Source organism: Solidesulfovibrio magneticus RS-1, assembly GCF_000010665.1.
In the GTDB taxonomy this organism is placed as follows: Bacteria; Desulfobacterota; Desulfovibrionia; order Desulfovibrionales; family Desulfovibrionaceae; genus Solidesulfovibrio; species Solidesulfovibrio magneticus.
On sequence record NC_012796.1, the window covers coordinates 5,142,511 to 5,158,993 of the forward strand.

Sequence of the window (16,483 nt, forward strand, 5' to 3'; positions counted from 1 at the left end):
TTCCGGAAAAACCCCGGCCGCCGCGACAGGCGGCAAGGCCTGCCAGACGTTTCGTGTCGTGTCCACGAAAAGTACAGCGGGTAGCCGCAGACATAAGACTAAAACCACTGCTTTCTCTTAAAAAATACTCTCGCACATAATGGGGAGCGCGACACTCGGCCAGCGCGTCAGCACCGCGCCGGCCCCGCGTCGGTCCCGTAGGTCTCGCGCCAGGCCGTGGGCGATACTCCCACCAGCCGGCGAAAGCGCTCCCGAAACGCGGCGGCCGAACCAAAGCCCACGGCAGCCGCCACCGCCTCCACGCCCAGGTTCGTGGTTTCCAGCAGCGCCTGGGCCCGGCCCACCCTGGCCCGGGCCAGCCAGTCCATGGGGGCCGCCCCGAGCTGCTCCCGGAAGCGGCGGTGCAGCGTGCGCGGACTCAGGCGGGCCTGGGCGGCCATGGTTTCCAGGGAGAGCTCGACATGGAGGTTTTCCAGCAGCCAGACCTGCAAGGCGGCCAGGCTGTCGTCCGCGCCCGGGGCCACGCGGCGCAGGCGCTGGGCGCAGCCGCCATGGCGCTCCAGGGGCAGCACGAAAAACTCGGCGCACCCTTCGGCCACGGCCGCGCCGCAGTCCATACGCACCAGATGCAGACACAAGTCGATGCCGGAAGCCAGGCCGGCCGAAGTCAGCACCGCGCCGTTATCGACGAACAGGACATCATCCGCCACGGCAACCGCCGGGTACAGCCGGGCCAGGTCGGCCGTCTTGGCCCAATGGGTGGTGGCCGGCAAGCCGTCGAGCAGTCCGGCGGCAGCCAAAACGAAGGCTCCGGTGCAGATGGAGGCCAGGCGCGCTCCCCCTGTCGCCGCCCGGCGCAAGGCCTGGGCCACAGCCGCGTCGGCAAAGGCCTCCGGCTCCATGATGCCGGGGATGACCACGGTGTCGGCCTCGGGCAGCCTCTCCAGGGGCGCGACCCCGCCAAGGGCATGCTCGCCGCTGCGGATCGGATCGCCCGGGCCGCACAGGAACACCTCGTAAGGCTTGCTCCCGTCCGGGAGACGGATTTGGGCGAAAAGCGCCTGGGGGATGGCCAGATCAAAGGCCACTAATCCGGGCAGGGCCAGGATGGCCAGCCGATGGGGCGTGGGGAATATGGGCATGGTTGATTCCGTCGGGACACGGGCAGCAGGCGTTTGACCATATTCCGGCGGCAATTGGCCGGCAAGCCCCTTTCGGGAAAATGGCGGCGGCGTAGATCAGGGGAAAACGATCACCCTAGGAGGTTTTATGAATCGCCGCCATTTCTCCCTGGCCTGCCTGGGCCTGGCCGCCGCCGCCAGCGCGGGCGTGGCCCCGGCCCTGGCCGCCGCCCCGACGGGAGCATCCGGTCCGGCCAAACGCGAGTCCGGCAAGCCCCATATCGCCTTTCTGCTTTTTGACGGCATAACGGCCCAGGACATGATCGGCCCGGCCACGGTGCTCGGCGCTTCGGGCCGGTTCACCATGGACTATGTCTGGCGCGACACGAACCCGGTGCGGGCCGAAAGCCGCTCCCCGGTCGAGCTGCACATCGTGCCCACGGCCACCTTCGCCGAGACCACCAGCGCCGACATCCTGTGCGTGCCGGGCACGAGCAACGTATTCGCCCAGTTGCGCCAGCCCGACATTCTCGACTGGGTCGCCCGGGTCGGGGCCAAGGCGGCGTGGGTGACCAGCGTGTGCACCGGCTCGTTCATCCTGGGCGCGGCCGGGCTGTTAAACGGCTACAAAGCCACCTCGCACTGGACCCTGGTGGACGAACTGGCTGCTTTCGGGGCGATTCCGACCCGGGAGCGGGTGGTGGCCGACCGCAACCGTCTGACCGGGGCCGGGGTGACCTCGGGGATCGACTTCGGGCTGACGCTTCTGGCCAAGCTGTGCGGCGAGGAGACGGCCAAGGCTATCCAGCTCACCCTGGAATACGACCCCGAGCCGCCCTTTGCCTGCGGCTCGCCCAAATCGGCCCCGGCCGAACTGACGGCCAAGGCCAAGGCCGGCTATCTGGCCTATCTGGAGCAGGTCGCGCCCGACGCCCGCCAACTCCTGGACGCGGCCTCCAAACGCCTGGGCGTTAAAACCTCCTGACCATCCGCGCGCGCCCTGCGCCCCCAGGCGGGCGCGCGCCAACAAAAAAGCCTATCCTCCTCCCCGACCGGCCAGACAGACGCCCCGCCGAACCCCCTTTACCCCTTTCTCCAACTGGGGGGTCTGAGAGCCTCAGGCCCCCAGCCGCCGGAGGCCTCTTTTCCCCTTCCCCACGCGCCTATGGCCGCGTCGACAGGCCGTATTTCCGAAAAAGGTCATACAGCCGCGACGGCGACAGGCCGCTGGCCTGGGCGGCCCGGACCACGTTGCCCCGGCTGGCTTCGAGCAGGTCGCGCAGGTAGTGCCGCTCCACGTCCTCCAGGGCCTGGCGGCGGTAATCCTTCCAGGGCATGACGGCAGCCCGGGCCGAGTCGGCCGTCTCGGGGCGCAGGGCCTCGCCCGGCTCGCACAGACCGGTCACCCGCAGCATTTGCAGGCGGATCTCGTCGGGCAGATGCTTGGGATAGAGCACGGGTTCGCCGCGATGCTGGAGCAGCACGCGTTCCAGGGTGCCGAACAGGTCGCGGACGTTGCCGGGCCAGGAGTAGGCGCACAGCACCTGGAAGAACTCCTCGGCAAAGCCCTTGGTGGGCAGGCCGTAGCGGCTGCACAGCCGGTTCATGTGGTGGATGGCGAGCTGGCGGATGTCTTCCGGGCGCTGCCGCAGGGCGGGCAGGGTGATGACGATGGTGCGCAGGCGGTAGAGCAGGTCGTCGCGAAAGGCTCCGGCCGCGGCCATGGCGGCCAGGTCGCGGTTGGTGGCGGCCACCAGCCGGAAATCGCTGGACAGTTCGCGCTTGGAGCCCACCGGCCGGAACCGGCCGTCCTGGAGCACGCGCAGGAAGGTTTTTTGGATGGCCGGGGAGAGTTCGCCGATTTCATCGAGAAACAGCGTGCCCCCGTCGGCCAGCTTGAAAAGCCCGTCGCGGTCTCGGTCCGCGCCGGTAAAGGCTCCCTTGACGTGGCCGAACAGCACGCTTTCGACCAGGCTTTCGGGCAGGGCGGCGCAGTCCACCACCACGAAATTGCTGACGGCCCGGGCGGAGTTGGCGTGAATGGCCCGGGCGAAGAGTTCCTTGCCGGTGCCGGTCTCGCCGGTGACCAGGACGGCGGCGTCGGAATCGGCGGCCTGGGCCACGAGGTCCAGGCAGGCTTCCATGGCCGGGGCCGTGCCGATGATGGCCTCGCGCTTGAGCACCGACGGCGGGCGGCGGGCGGCCTTCTGGGCCCGGTATTCCAGGGCGCGGGTCAGGGGCAAGGTGACGCGGTTGGGGGTCAGCGGCTTTTGGATGTAATCCCAGGCCCCGGACTTGATGGCGATGGCCGCGCCTTCGGGGTCTTCCTGGCCGGTGACGATGATGACCTCGGGCGCGCCCATGGCGGCCTTGACGTCGGGGAGCAGGTCCAGGCCGTAGCCGTCGGGCAGGTTCAAGTCGAGCAGCACCACGTCCAGGCGTTCCCGGGCCAGGGTCAGCCGGCCCTGTTCGATGGAGCCGGCCCAATAGAGGGTATGGCCCAGGCGGCGCATGAGCGCGCCAAAGGTTTCGCGCAGGATGGGGTCGTCGTCGACGAGGAGAATGTGGGCCATGGGTCTGATTCCATTTCCGAATAATCGGACAAACGCATTGTGGGGCCGACACCCGGCCCCCGTCAAGGCGCATTGCCGTGACGAAGGCCGGACACCGGCCCCACAAGATGGGGGGCCGGGGGCCTAAGGCCCCCGGCGGGGCGCGGGGCAGCGCCCCGCTTCCAACGCTCCCCTGCCGCTATTCTTCCTTCTTCTTGCTCTCGGCCACCACCTTCTCGGCGATGGGCGGCGGGCATTCCTCGTAGTGGTCGAAGGCCAGGGTGAACGCGCCCTGGCCGCCGGTGGTGGAACTCAGCGTCTTGGCGTATTCCTGCATCTCGGCCATGGGCACGTGGGCCTGGATTTCGGTGATGCCGCCGGTGGAGTCGGACCCCAGCACCTTGCCGCGCCGGCTGGACAGGTCGCCGATGATGTCGCCCATGTATTCGTCCGGACAGCTCACGGACACGAGCACGATGGGTTCGAGCAAGGAGATCTTGAGCTTTTCGCAGGCCGCCTTGAAGGCGATGGAGCCGGCGATCTTAAAGGCCATTTCCGAGGAGTCCACGGTGTGGAAGGTGCCGTCGAAAAGCGTCACCTTGAAGTCGACCATGGGATAGCCGGCCAGATAGCCGCGCGCGGCCGATTCCTGCACGCCCTTGTCCACGGCCGGGATGTATTGCCGGGGAATGGCGCCGCCGACGATGGCGTCCACAAAGGCGTAGCCGCCGCCGCGCGGCTGGCCTTCCATGCGAATCCAGCAGTCGCCGAACTGGCCGCGTCCGCCGGTCTGCTTCTTGTGGCGGCCCTGGACCTCGACCTTGCCCTTGACCGTCTCGCGGTAGGGAATCTTCGGGGCCTTGAGCACGGGCGTGACCTTGTAGCGCCGCTTGGCCTTTTCCACGGCCGTTTCCAGATGGGTCTGGCCCATGCCGGAGATGAGGATGTCGCCGGTCTCCTCGTCGCGGGTGATGGACAGCGTGATGTCTTCGTCCAGGAGCTTGGACATGGCCGCGAAGACCTTGTCCTCGTCGCCCTTCTCGGCCGGGGCCAGGGCGTAGGAAATCATGGGCGGGGCCAGGACCGGGGCGGGAATGACCACGGGCTTTTTGGGGTCGCACAGGGTATGGCCGGTGGCCGTGTCCTTGAGCTTGGCCAGGGCGATGACCGACCCCGGGCCGGCCGGCTCCTTGGAGATGACGGTTTCCTTGCCCAGGGGCAAGAGGATCTGGCCGGCGCGCTCCAGGGTGTCGGTAGCCGGATTGAACAGTTCCTGGTTGGTGGCGATGGTTCCGGTCAGCACGCGCACGATGGAGAGCTGGCCGGCGAAGGGATCGAACAGCGTCTTCACCACAAAGGCGACGGCCGGGCCGGACTCGCTGGCCGTGATCTCGCCGGTCTCGGTGGCGATGACCTTGTCGCCGCCGGCGGCCTCCAGAGGACCGGGCAGGTAGTTCTGGATGGCGGCCAAAAGGCGCGCGCCGCCCATGGCCTTAAGCGCCGCGCCGCAGCACACCGGACACAGCGCCCCGGACAGCGTGGCCTTGTGCACGGCGGCCAGCAGCTCCTCCACGGCGATCTCCTCGCCTTCGAGGTAGCGCTCCATGAGCTGCTCGTCGGACACGGCCACTTCCTCGACCATGGTTTCGCGCAGCGTCTCGACCTCGTCGGCCATGTCGTCGGGGATGGGGCCTTCGGTGAACCCGCCCTTGTCGTCGAAGAAATAGGCCTTGCCCTCAAGGACGTTGACCACGCCCTTAAAGGCCTCTTTCTCGCCGATGGGGAGATTTTGGATGTAGGTCTTGACGCCCAGCTTTTCCTTGATGCCGGCAAGGGCCATCTCGAAATCGGCTCGGTCGCGGTCCATTTTGTTGATGAAAAAAAGCGTGGGCAGGCCCAATTTGGCGACTTCGCCCCAGAGCTTTTTGGTCAGCGGCTTGACGCCGTCCACGGCGTCGACCACAAAGACCACGCCGTCCACGGCGCGCAGCAGGTAGGGCAGATCGCCGTTGAAGCTGCCGTCGCCCGGGATGTCCAGGAGAAAATGACGGTTTTTCTGGAACTGGAAGGCGGCCAGACCGGGCTGGGTGCTGCCCCGGCGCTTTATTTCCTCGGGCTCGTAGTCCAGGGTGGTGACCCCTTCCTCGATCTTGCCCAGTCGCGGGATGGCGCCGGCGGTAAAAAGGAGCATTTCGGCCACAGAGGTCTTGCCGCATCCGCCGTGGCCGATCAGGGCGTAGGTGCGTTGGCTGGCGAGGTTTTCCGACATTCCCTTCTCCCTTGTGCTAGGCGTTGTCACCGTGGTCCAAACGCCTGGGGGCGTTTTTCCTGTCCCATATCGAAAGCCGGCGGGCCGGCTTTGTGACGAAGCGAATCGAGAGAGAGATCGGGCGGAAATCCGGGCATTTTCAGGCCCTTGGCTTTTCCGCGAGTTTGGGCATATTGGATGAGGCGTCACCCCTTGTCAAGACGACAACTTCCTGAAATCACAAACTCTACGGCAAAAAGCCAAGAATACCGACACCGTGCAGCCACTCTTTCTTCACCCCCGCGACATCGACCTGTCCGCCCCGCACCTGTTCTGGGGCGCGGCGCCCGACGCGGCGCTGACCGATTCCCTGGCCGCCCTGGGGCAGGTCACCCCGGCCCTGGTCATCGAAACCGACGGCCGGCCCATTCTGGCCGCCGGCAGCAGGCGCGCCGCCGCCCTGCGGGAGATCAAAGGGCGCAGCCTGTGCGCCCTGGCCCTGCCCGAGGCCGACCCCGACGCCCCGGCCCATGCCCTGGCCCCGGACGGCGGCCCGCTGCCGCTCCCCCTGCGCCTGGGACTTATCTACCTCGCCTCCAACCTCGGCCGGGCCGTCACCGACGCCATGGCCGTGGCCGCCGGGCGCTATTTCGCCCCCCTGGCCGGCGTGGACGGCTTCCTGGCTCTGGCCGGCCCCCTGCTTTTCGCCCCGGACGACCGGCGCGGCCGGCTGCTTGCCCGCTGGCTCACCCTGCCGCCGGCCCTGGATGCGTGGCTTGCCTCGGGCCATGTGCCGCTGGGGGCCGGCGAACGCCTGGCCGCCCTGGCCCCGGAGGATCTCAATGCCTTTATGCCGCTTCTGGGGGCCGTGCGCTGGTCGCGCGGCAGCCTTTCGGCGGCGTTGACCTTTTTGACCGAAGCCGCCCGGCTGGCCGGCGAGACGCCGGCCGCCACCCTGGCCCGCTCGGGCCTGCTCGACCTGCCGGGCCGGGGGCTGTCGCCAAACGACCTGACCGCCGGCCTGCTCGCCGGGCTGCGGCGGCTGCGCTATCCGGCCGTCACCACCCTGGAGGCCCGGTTCACGGCGCTTTCCCGGGAACTCTCGCGGGGCAGCCGGGTGAAAATCCGCCCCAGCCAGGGCTTCGAGTCCGACAGCGCCACCTTCGAGGTCACGGTCAAAAACCGCCAGGAGCTGTCCAAGGCCGCCGCCGATCTGGCCGCCATGGCCGCCGCCCCGGCCCTGCCCAGGCTCCTTTCCGTGGCCCAGGAGGAAATGTCCGAAGAGCCGGGAGAAAAAACGTGAGCGCGCCGCTGTGGGACATCACGGCCCTGGCCGTGGACGCGGCCGTGGCCGAAACCCCCATGGCCGTCCGGGCCAGGGCCGCCCTGCCCGAGGCGGCCGTGACCGTGCTGGCCCCGGGCGATCCCCTGCCCCAGGCCCCGGACGGCGGCCGGGCGCTGCACATAAAGGCCCATCCCGGCCGGTTCCTGCGCCCCTGTCCGGCCACGCGCCATTACCGCTGCTGCGGCTACCAGATCATCCACATCGGCGAGAACTGCCCCATGGACTGCTCGTACTGCATCCTGCGGGCCTATTTCCGCGACCGCACGCTCACCGCCTTTGCCAACACCGAGGCCATGTTCGCCGAACTGGGCCGGGTGTTTGGCCGCGACCCCAGCCGGCTTTTTCGGGTCGGCACCGGTCAGTTCGCCGACGCCCTGGCCCTGGAACCCATCACCGGCCACACCCGGGAACTGCTGGGCTTTCTGGCCGGCCACCCCAACGTCGTGTTGGAGCTCAAGTCCAAGACCGCCGATCTCAGCTGGATGGAAGCCGACCCGGACCCGAAAACGGTGCTGCCGTCCTGGTCGCTTAACGCCCCGGTGATCGTGGCCGCCCAGGAGCGCGACACGGCCTCGCTTGAAGCCCGGCTGTCGGCGGCCAAGGCCTGCGTACGGGCCGGCTTTCGGGTCTGCCTGCACTTCGACCCCATCTGCTGGTTCGAGGGTTGGGAGCGGGAGTACGCCGCCACAGTGGACATGATTTTCGATTATCTCGCCCCGGACGACATCGCCTACATCAGCCTGGGCTCGTTTCGCTGCCTGCCCGAGCTGCCCGGACGGCTTATGGCCGAGGGCCGGGAGCTGCCGCGCTACATGCTTGGCGAATTCACCATCGGCCCTGACGGCAAGACGCGGCTTTTGCGGCCCCTTCGGGTGCGGCAATTGCGTTTCATGGCCCGTCGGCTGGCCGGACACGGCTTTTCGCGTGGGCTTTATTGCTGTATGGAATCGGACGAGGTCTGGCGCGCCGCCTTGGGCCAGGCTCCCCGGGACCTCGGGGGGCTGGCCGCCCATCTGCTGTCGCGCGCCCACAACCCCGGAGGAACGCGGCCATGCTCGTAGACTACGCCGACACCCTGGACCGCCTGGAAAAGGCCCTGGGCCGCCATTTCGCCGATTCGCCGTCGATTTTAAACGTGCCGGGCGTGTCCGTGGCCCTGAAAATCGACCCGTTTTACTATCTGGCCCTGCGGCCGGCCTTTTTCGAGCTGCTGGGCAAATGGGCGGCCGTGCCGCCGTCTCGGGTTGAAGAGACGCTCCTGCGCACGGGCAACATCGTGCTCGGGCCGGGCAAGGCGCGCTACGACAAGCCGATCAGCGTCTTCGAGGACGGCACGCGCACGGTGCTGAAGCTGCCGGCCGATTTCGTGCCGGCCGAGTGGATCGACCGGGCCGTGACCATGTACGGCGGCGAGGCCGGGCCGCTGCCGGTCTCCGGGCTGCGCCTGGCCGAGGAGCAACGGGAGACGCTGGCCCGGCTTTTCGCCGGCAAGACCGAACTGGCCGCCCTGGCTTTTGGCGCGCCCCGGCATAGTTGAACAACACCCCCTTCCCTTGACACAAATGGCTGTTGAGGGGCATGTGGGCAGCATCGACTACAGATGGCCGCCGGCCATGGAGGGATATCGTGAAACGTCTGCTTGTCCTGTTGCCGCTTCTGTGCCTGCTTTTGGCTTCCTGCTCTTCCACCATGAATTTCTTCGGCTTCGGCGGCAAGGAAGACAAACCGCAGGAACCCACCATCGTCATGGTGGATTACGGCATCTATCAAAACGGCGCGTTGTCCCTGGCCACCACCAGCGTGCCACGCCAGCTCGGAGCCACCTTCGGCATGCGCTTTAAGACCCTCAAGCCCGAGGGCGGCACGTCCAAGGTGAAGATCATCACTACCACGCCGGGCATCATCGATCCGGCCAAAAACGCCGTGGTCTTCACCACCGAGACCGTGGAGACCATCGCCACGGGCAAGGAGTACCACTGCACGTTCACCTTCCAGAAGGAATGGGAAATGGCCAGCGGCGACTGGACGCTGACGGCCATCGCCGAGGACGGCAGCCAGGTGAAAAAGACTTTCCAGGTCTTCAATCCCCAGCCCTAGGGCACGATTTTTCGCTTCCGCGAGCGCCCGGGACAAGGCTTGTCCCGGGCGCTTTTTATTTGCGCTCCTGTAACGGGACTTGCCAGAAATCTAAATATCGATATAGGGTAATTGGCATCGCCAACCCTCAACAGCAAAGGACGGTTACCATGAGCAATCCCTATGCTGGCACTATGACCATCGGGGGAGGGGCCACGCTGTCGTACATTTCCGTTGACGGCAAGAGCGTTGTCGTTTCGGCAACTGTCGGAGGGGTCTTGCAGGGAGCAGCGACGCTCGATGCTGCCAATGCCAGCGCGAAACTCTGCAACCAAGGCATGCCGGGGTCTGGGGTCCCCTCTGTCGAAGTGGCGTTTGCGTTAGCGGCGCAGGTGACGCTGAGTTGGACGTTAAGCTGGGCAGGGATGCCCAGCGGCTCGACAAGCAGCGGCATCTTGGCCGGTTGGCCCGTTTAACAACAACAGCGGGCGTCTTTTGGGGGGCAGTCTGGCGGCTGGGGGAAAAGCTGCTTCCGGTTTGCTGATCATGCTCCCGCACTACTGCCGCCACCCTGTCCGGGACATACCCCGAGCAGGGTGGCGGCGCGCGCTGGGACAGCGACGCAGCGGTCACACCCCACTCCGGCCGAGTAAAGCCCTGCCTTCGTTCCAAAGCAGCCGTAGCGACGCCCGCGTCTCATGCTGCCCCAGAATCGCTTGGGCACGCCTCCCCCGATCTTCATGCGACGCCTCCCGGCCGGCAGATGCGTACCGCCCAGGTGGCGTCCGAGGAAACCCACGGCCAACCCATTGCGCTTCAGGCCTGGGACCGTGCTGCGCCTGCATCCGGCCCAAGGCGAGACGGGCGGGCATCCTTTTGTGCAAATCTCGCCTTACCAACTAAAATCACTGAAGGAAAATTGAACACTATTTGTTCGTCCGCTGTTCGCTTCTTGTTCTTCAGCAATTCTTACGTTCCCTTTCGCTGTTCGCCTGCTGTTCGTTTATCGAGCTTTCGCTGTTCCTTGAGCGTTTCTTCGCCGTGCCTTGCTGGGCCTTTTCTGGTTTGCCGGACGCGGTTTCCGGCCATGGCGGACGGTCCGCCCTCTGCCACCAAGCCGGCCATCCGGGCGGCTCCGGCAAATACGGCAAGCATCCGGGCACGATGAAACCGCAACCTCCTGTGCCTAACAACGACAATCAAATGATATTACGGGGAAAAACAACGAACACGGGCTGTTCATTGCGTGTGTTTGCCCGTTCCTAACCAGCTTTGCCTTGTGCCTATCCCGGGCGCGGCTGTGCCAAACCGGCCCCGAACGGTTCGTTTCGGGACGGTTTATGTTCCTCAGCCGTGCCTGGTTGTTCCTTTTGACTTGAAACGCCGACACGGCCGGGAGATTGGGGAATGTGGACGGGGAATGCGGACAAGGGACGCGACGCAACCCAACGTTGCGCCCCAAGGGTGGCGACGGCGCGGGCAAGGCCCTGCTCCGGCCGCATCCAAAAATCCAAGGGGGAGGCTGGCCGGGAGCGTCGAGTCAGCCGGCCGGCCGGCCAGGCGCGGCCGTTCTCCGGGCAGGCTTCGCCGCCGGCGGCGGCTGGGGCGGCTATTTGGCCCGAAGCAGTTCCCAGTCGATGGCCAGCACCGCCGCGATCTTTTTGAGCGTCGCCGCGCGCGGCCGGCTTTTGCGGGCCTCCATCTGGGTCACGGCGGCCGGCGACACCTCCAGCCGGCGGCCAAGCTCCTCCCGGGTCACGCCCAGGTGTTCCCGCCAGGCCCGGATGGGCGAATAGCCTTCCTCCACCAGCCAGGCCACTTCGCGCGGCACGGGCTTTGGGGTGTCCGTGGTTTCGTGTTCCGTTGTCATGGCATGAATCTCCTTGCGGCTGCGCCGGACCCTACAGGCCGCCCAGGGCGCGGATGGCCTGGGCGGCCTGGGTAAACTTGTCCGGGTCCAGGCAGATGACCCCGGAAAAGGGCGTGTCGAGTTCATAGAGCAGAAAAATATTGCCGACGAGCATGGCCAGCATCATGGCGATAAAAAAACGGTCGGCCGGCTTGTTGCCGGTCTCGATGAAATAAAACCCAATCAGGGTGAAGGCCACGCCGAGGTAGATGATGATCCAGATGGGCGTATACAGGCTGCCGTCGATGAGCAGCAGCCGCTGGTGGCGCAGCTTGTTGCAATCGATCAGTCGCGACAACATGAGCGTATAAATAGCCTGAACGTGGCTGTCCGGGGCCGGGGCCAGGGCGCGCAACTCGTCCCAGACCACGTCATAGAGCTTTCCCGCGCCGTCCGACGCCTCGCCGTCGCGCATCATGGCCCAGCCCGGATCGCGCACGGCCTCGGTATAGCGCAGCAAGGCCCGGCGGAAACCGTCCGAGTCCGGCAGGGACTGGGATAGGCGGCACTCCACCACCAGCAGGTCGGTCTCGTCGGTGATGGCCGTGTCCGCGCCGTTGTAGGTCTGCCACAGGGAGACCACGGCGAAGCCCAGGAAAAAGGTGTACAGGGTGGTGAAAAAACCGAAATTGGTGCTGAACAGGTTGCGCTGGGACAGGCTCAAGGGGCAGGCGATGCGCCGACGCGCCAGCCGCAGCAGGATCAAGGCCGCCGCCACCCCGGCCAGGAAGACGGCGATATAGCGCAGATCGCTGTACACGATTCCCTCCTTGCTGGCGGCGGGCAAAAAAAAGCCGCCCGCGTCGCGGACGGCCCAAAACATTCGCGCGCCTTCCGGCTACTCCGGCCTGGCCCAGGCCGCCGCCACAAAGGGGGCCAGCGTGTCGCCGTCCTGGCGGTAGAGATCCAGGGCGTCGCCCTCGGGGCCGGACCAGCGCACGGCCAGCTCCCGCCCGGACGCGCTCACAAAGGCGAAAAGCGGTCGGTAACTCTCGGGCGAAAACTCGCCGCCGTCGCCGGCCTGCCATGTGCCGCCGGCCTCGGCCGTGCCGGCATGGTCCAGGTAGACCGTGGACGCGCCGGGCATGGACCAACCCAGGGTCACCAGTTCGTCGCGGCCATGGGGCGTAAACCGGGCCAGGGACAGCCTGCCGCCGTCGGAAAGCGCGCCGATCTCCCGGCACCAAGCCACGTCGCGCCCGGTCCGGTCGGCCATCTCCCGCCGTACGGCCGGGGAACAGGGGACCTCCCCGGCGGCCGGGGTCACGGCCAGGACCTGCCGCGCGGCCAGAAAATCCTCGGTGGCCACCAGCACATGATCGCCCGGGCCAAAGGCCTGGCTGGCCGCGAAGACCGCGCCCGACTCTTCGGCGAAACGCTGGGACGACGCCCCGGAGTCCAGCTCGCTGCGCTGGGAACCGGCATAGGCCAGATCGACCACCCGTCCCGGAGCGGCCACGGCCTTGCGAAAGCCCTTCATGCCCCGGGCCAGCCCCGGCTCCACCGGCACCAGCACCTGCCGCCCCGGCTGGTCGGCAAAGCCGAAGGCGCTGCCCGAAAGCACTTGGTTGGCTCCCGGGTCGTCCTCCCGGTAGTTGGCCTGGGCAAGGGCCATCATGGACAAGAGCAACACCAACACCGTAACGCCGCACGCGGCCCGCCAGGGCAGTTCCCGGTCAGGCTTCGCCGACTCGCTCATGCAACAGTTCTCCCGCGCTTGTTCAAAACTCTAGGCCGAGTGTCTCGTCCCCGAAAACGCCTGGGCGTCTCGTGGACTGCCAATAAAACCAATTGATTTTCTTAAAAAATACGTTCGTATTTTTTAAGGGGCTGGCCCTAACGTTTCCGGGCCGGGAGTCCCCAGACCTCGGCCACGGCTTCGGCCACCGCTTCGATGCACCGGTCCGCCGCCCGTTCCCGGCGATGGACCAGGGCCAGTCCCAAGGCCATGCCTTCCCATGGCCACACGCAGGCCTCCCCGGCCGCCGCCGCCTCCAGGGCGTCGTCGCGGCGCAGCAAGGTCAACCCGACGCCGGCCGCGACCAACGTGCGCAGCGTGGCGTCGTTGTCGCCCACCATCACCTTGTTGATGGGCAGTCCCCGGCGTGAAAACGAGGATTCGAGCAGATACTGGAACGGACAGCGCTCGGAAAACCACACCCAGGGCAGACCGGCCAGTTCGTCCCAATCGGCCTGGCGCACCCGCTCGGACCAGGAGGTCGGCCCCACCACGGCCATGGGCACCTCTTCCAGGGGCGTGACCGCCACCTCGTGGCCGCCCTCAATGATGTTGTCGTAGATGAAACCGACATCAAGCCGGCCCAGGCGCACATTGTCGAGGATGCGCGGCGAACTGGAATTGACCAGATGCAGCTCTACCCCCGGATGCCGCCGGGTCATGACGGCCAAAATCTCCGGCACATGCAGGCGCGCGGCTTCGTTATTGAGTCCCAGCCGCACCACGCCCGTCACGTCCTGGCGCAAGGCTCCGGCCCGCCGCCGCACGGCTTCCAGGCCGCGCAAGGCCTCCCGGGCCTCTTCCAGAAGCGCCCGGCCCTCGGCCGTCAGACGCATCCCCTTGGGCGTACGCGAAAAAAGCGCCACCCCGAGTTCCTCTTCCAGACCCCGGATGTGGGCGCTGACCGCCGGCAGGCTGGCGTTTAGCCGCTCGGCCGCCCGGGTGAGATGCTCCTCCTCGGCCACGGCCACGAAGGTGCGCAGGTGATAGTATTCCACAACGCCCCTCCCGGCGTCGCGCGTCTTCGGCCAAGCCGAAGCACCGCTTCGGACATTGCGATTGGATCGCGACCGGCGCGGCGGGCTACGGTCCGACCGAAGCCCCACTCGGCCTATGGCACAGCCCGCCCCCGTCGTAAAGGCCGGGCCGGGTGTTACGGATGGAGGAAAAAACAATGTCCAATGTCAAGAAAATCGTCGTCACCAGCCTGGCCGCCGCCGCGCTTTTCGCGCTGTTTGTCCTGGATCGGCCCTCGGCCGGCCCGGCCGCGCCCGCCCCACGAGGGGTCGCCGCCCCGGCCCGGGCCGATCTGGCCGAGGCGGTCTTTTCCATGGTGCTGGCCCGGGCCGGCGAGGAAGGCGTCTGCCTGTCCCAGCCCCCCAGCCTGTGCCAGGCCTGCGTGGCCGCCCACCTGGGGCTGGACAAAGCCGACGTGCGCAGCCGCTGCGCCCGGGCTTGTTCGCTGCAGTGAAATCGGAAGCGGTTGCCGCGACGGGGACGAACACGCGGGCCATGGGCCAAGACCGCTTTGCCCAGGCGACCGGCAGCGCCCGCCTGTGGCGATGGCCGAACCTTACTCCCGGCCGTAGCGGCCAATGAGGGTGGCCGAGGCCAGGATGTGGCCCTTGGCGGCGCGCAGGAGATCTTTCTTGGCAACCCCGGGCGGCAGGGCGAGGACGGCGTCCAGGGCGTAGAGGGTGAAAACGTAGCGGTGGATGCCCGATGGCGGTTGCGGCCCGGCGTAGCCGAGGCGTCCCCAGCCGTTGAGCCCGGACAGGCTGCCGTCGGCATGACGGGGCACGCCCGGCAGGCCCTCGGGCAGGCCCGGGGTGGCCGGCGAGAGATTATACAGCACGAAGTGGTCGAACACGCCGGAAACGGCGTCGGGATCGTCGCACACCAGCGCCAGGCTGGCCGCGCCGGCCGGCACACCGGCAAACAGCAACGGCGGCGACAAGTCCGCCCCGGCGGCGGCGTAGCGGTCGGGAATCCGGCCCATATGGGCAAAGGCCGGCGAGGTGAGCGTCAGCGTCTGGGGCATCGGCGCTCCTTGGGCGCGCCTGGCGCGTCCTCGAGAAGTCCTTGATGCTTCAAGGCAACCCCTTGAAAGCACTTTTTCCCGGAAAATACTCCTGTAGTTTTTTAGAGGCCAAAGACGCGGCCAACGAAGGCGGCCGGCCGGGCACTCGCCCGGCCGGCCGCCGCAAAAAAACGCATTAATCGTCGAAGTCGCCTTCGGGGCCCTTGTCGCGGGACAGGGACTTGGCCCGCTCCAGGATCTTTTCCCGGGTCCATTCGGCCGGATTCTCGATGACGCCGGCCTTGGGGCCAAGGTCATGGGAACCGGCGGCCACCAGGGCTTCCACGGCCAGGGGCGCGGTGCCGGCGGCGTTAAAGACGTCGGTCAAAAGCCAGGCCACGAACTCGGCCACGGCTCCGGCCATGCGGTCGCGGATGGCCTTGGGCTGGCCCAGGATCTTGTTTTCAAACACGGCGTTGAGCTTCTTGTAGTCGCCGGCCTTGATGCCCTTGGCTCCGGCGTAGGCCACCATCTCGGCCCACAGCGCCTCGTCCAGGCCCTTGCCCGGCTCCTTGGTGAAGGCCCCGGCCGCGTCCAGCACGGCGTTGCCGTAGTCGTTGACGGCCACGCCCCAGGCGATCATCTGCAGGGCCGTGGCCACGTTGGCCTTGGTGGTGCGGGTTAGGCTGGCGATCTGCTTGAGCTTGTCCGAGGAGTTGCCCGAGGTGCCGTGCTGGGCCCCGGAAATGCCGTAGGGGGCCAGGGCCTGATGGATCTCGGCGGTCAGCTCCACCTGGATGCCCGTGGCCGAGGCCTCGATGCCGTGGGTGGTGCCGTTATTCAGCGCAATCCAGTCCGGGTGGATGCCGTTGGCATTGAGCCCCCGGATGAGGAACAGGGCCTCGTCCGGGGTGGACAGGCCGGACTTGCCCTTGATCTCGCCCACTTCCGTCTCGTAGCCGGCCCAGCCCGGGACCACGGGAGCCAGGGCGATGTTGGCCAGGAGGTTCTCCTCGTCGGGCAGGTGGGAGGCGTCAATGGCGATGGAGGTGATGCCGGCCTCGAACAGCGTCGGGATTTCGGCCAGGGCCTCGGCCACGTCGCCGGGCTTCTTGATGCCGTAGTGGTCGGCATGGATGGCCACGGGCACGGTGATGCCCAGTTCGTTCATGGCCTGGTCGGCCTGCCGGGCGATGTTCCACATGGTGACGTTGCAGTAGGTGGACTCCGACCGGGCGATCTCCAGGATGACGGCGGCGTCGGCCTTCTGGGCGGCGAGCAAGGCCCCGCGCAGCACGGCGTTGCTGCGGGAGTTGGCGGCGATGGTCATGGCCTGGCCCTTTTTGAGCATGGCCCGGTCCACGGCTTTGCCGCTGACGAGAAGCGCCCGGGAATGGGGGAAAAGGGTCTTGACGTTGGGCGGGCGGCCAACGGCCAGGGCTTGGTTGAAGGCGGTCATATCCGTCTTGGTCAT

17 protein-coding genes are annotated in these 16,483 nt (G+C 67.1%); 8 read left to right on the top strand and 9 right to left on the bottom strand.

The features are described 5' to 3' along the window. Positions 1-167 precede the first annotated feature (167 nt). A complete protein-coding gene (locus tag DMR_RS21430; protein WP_015863143.1) occupies positions 168-1,142 on the bottom strand; it encodes a GlxA family transcriptional regulator in 975 nt (324 codons plus the stop codon). A 127-nt stretch (positions 1,143-1,269) separates the two neighbouring features. Between DMR_RS21430 and DMR_RS21435 the strand changes: the two genes are divergently transcribed. Then, positions 1,270-2,106 carry a DJ-1/PfpI family protein gene (locus DMR_RS21435; RefSeq protein ID WP_015863144.1) on the top strand — a complete coding sequence of 279 codons (837 nt, stop codon included), beginning with the start codon at positions 1,270-1,272 and terminating at the stop codon, positions 2,104-2,106. 178 nt (positions 2,107-2,284) lie between these two features. Here the strand turns inward: DMR_RS21435 and DMR_RS21440 are convergent, their stop codons facing one another. Beyond that, positions 2,285-3,694: a sigma-54-dependent transcriptional regulator gene (locus tag DMR_RS21440; RefSeq protein WP_015863145.1), complete on the bottom strand. Its 1,410-nt coding sequence runs from the start codon at positions 3,692-3,694 to the stop codon at positions 2,285-2,287. A 178-nt stretch (positions 3,695-3,872) separates the two neighbouring features. Further along, positions 3,873-5,942 carry an elongation factor G gene (locus DMR_RS21445; RefSeq protein WP_015863146.1) on the bottom strand — a complete coding sequence of 690 codons (2,070 nt, stop codon included), beginning with the start codon at positions 5,940-5,942 and terminating at the stop codon, positions 3,873-3,875. A gap of 256 nt (positions 5,943-6,198) precedes the next feature. Here DMR_RS21445 and DMR_RS21450 point away from each other — a divergent pair, with 256 nt between their 5' ends. From DMR_RS21450 to DMR_RS24815, 6 genes are all read left to right on the top strand, one after another. Continuing rightward, positions 6,199-7,224: a ParB-like nuclease domain-containing protein gene (locus DMR_RS21450; protein WP_015863147.1), complete on the top strand. Its 1,026-nt coding sequence runs from the start codon at positions 6,199-6,201 to the stop codon at positions 7,222-7,224. Continuing rightward, complete coding sequence (locus tag DMR_RS21455) at positions 7,221-8,327, top strand: SPL family radical SAM protein (protein ID WP_015863148.1); 1,107 nt, start codon at positions 7,221-7,223, stop codon at positions 8,325-8,327. Before DMR_RS21450 ends, DMR_RS21455 begins: the two co-directional genes overlap by 4 nt. Then, complete coding sequence (locus DMR_RS21460) at positions 8,318-8,803, top strand: hypothetical protein (protein WP_015863149.1); 486 nt, start codon at positions 8,318-8,320, stop codon at positions 8,801-8,803. Before DMR_RS21455 ends, DMR_RS21460 begins: the two co-directional genes overlap by 10 nt. A gap of 89 nt (positions 8,804-8,892) precedes the next feature. Further along, positions 8,893-9,363, top strand: coding sequence for a DUF3859 domain-containing protein (locus DMR_RS21465; RefSeq protein WP_015863150.1), 471 nt, complete (start codon positions 8,893-8,895; stop codon positions 9,361-9,363). A 149-nt stretch (positions 9,364-9,512) separates the two neighbouring features. Then, positions 9,513-9,818 (top strand): hypothetical protein, encoded by a 306-nt coding sequence (locus DMR_RS21470; protein WP_043601340.1) that lies wholly within the window; start codon positions 9,513-9,515, stop codon positions 9,816-9,818. Between the two features lie 454 nt (positions 9,819-10,272). Next, positions 10,273-10,608, top strand: coding sequence for a hypothetical protein (locus tag DMR_RS24815; RefSeq protein WP_015863151.1), 336 nt, complete (start codon positions 10,273-10,275; stop codon positions 10,606-10,608). 343 nt (positions 10,609-10,951) lie between these two features. On the opposite strand, the gene DMR_RS21475 is transcribed toward DMR_RS24815, so the two are convergent. From DMR_RS21475 to DMR_RS21490, 4 genes are all read right to left on the bottom strand, one after another. Continuing rightward, complete coding sequence (locus tag DMR_RS21475; protein WP_015863152.1) at positions 10,952-11,212, bottom strand: helix-turn-helix domain-containing protein; 261 nt, start codon at positions 11,210-11,212, stop codon at positions 10,952-10,954. Positions 11,213-11,243: 31 nt separating this feature from the next. Then, entirely contained in the window at positions 11,244-12,011 is a 768-nt protein-coding gene (locus tag DMR_RS21480) for a DUF4239 domain-containing protein (RefSeq protein WP_015863153.1), read from the bottom strand. Positions 12,012-12,089: 78 nt separating this feature from the next. Continuing rightward, on the bottom strand, positions 12,090-12,950 hold the full coding sequence (locus DMR_RS21485) for a hypothetical protein (protein WP_015863154.1): 861 nt from the start codon (positions 12,948-12,950) through the stop codon (positions 12,090-12,092). 137 nt (positions 12,951-13,087) lie between these two features. Beyond that, the gene (locus DMR_RS21490) at positions 13,088-13,987 is read right to left on the bottom strand and encodes a LysR family transcriptional regulator (protein ID WP_015863155.1); all 900 of its coding nucleotides are present in this window, start codon (positions 13,985-13,987) and stop codon (positions 13,088-13,090) included. A gap of 176 nt (positions 13,988-14,163) precedes the next feature. Here DMR_RS21490 and DMR_RS21495 point away from each other — a divergent pair, with 176 nt between their 5' ends. After that, positions 14,164-14,460, top strand: a complete 297-nt coding sequence (locus DMR_RS21495) for a hypothetical protein (RefSeq protein ID WP_015863156.1) — start codon at positions 14,164-14,166, stop codon at positions 14,458-14,460. Between the two features lie 102 nt (positions 14,461-14,562). On the opposite strand, the gene DMR_RS21500 is transcribed toward DMR_RS21495, so the two are convergent. Together DMR_RS21500 and DMR_RS21505 are read right to left on the bottom strand one after the other, a co-directional pair. Next, complete coding sequence (locus DMR_RS21500) at positions 14,563-15,030, bottom strand: YbhB/YbcL family Raf kinase inhibitor-like protein (RefSeq protein ID WP_043601343.1); 468 nt, start codon at positions 15,028-15,030, stop codon at positions 14,563-14,565. Between the two features lie 175 nt (positions 15,031-15,205). After that, positions 15,206-16,483: a class II fructose-bisphosphate aldolase gene (locus DMR_RS21505; RefSeq protein ID WP_015863158.1), complete on the bottom strand. Its 1,278-nt coding sequence runs from the start codon at positions 16,481-16,483 to the stop codon at positions 15,206-15,208.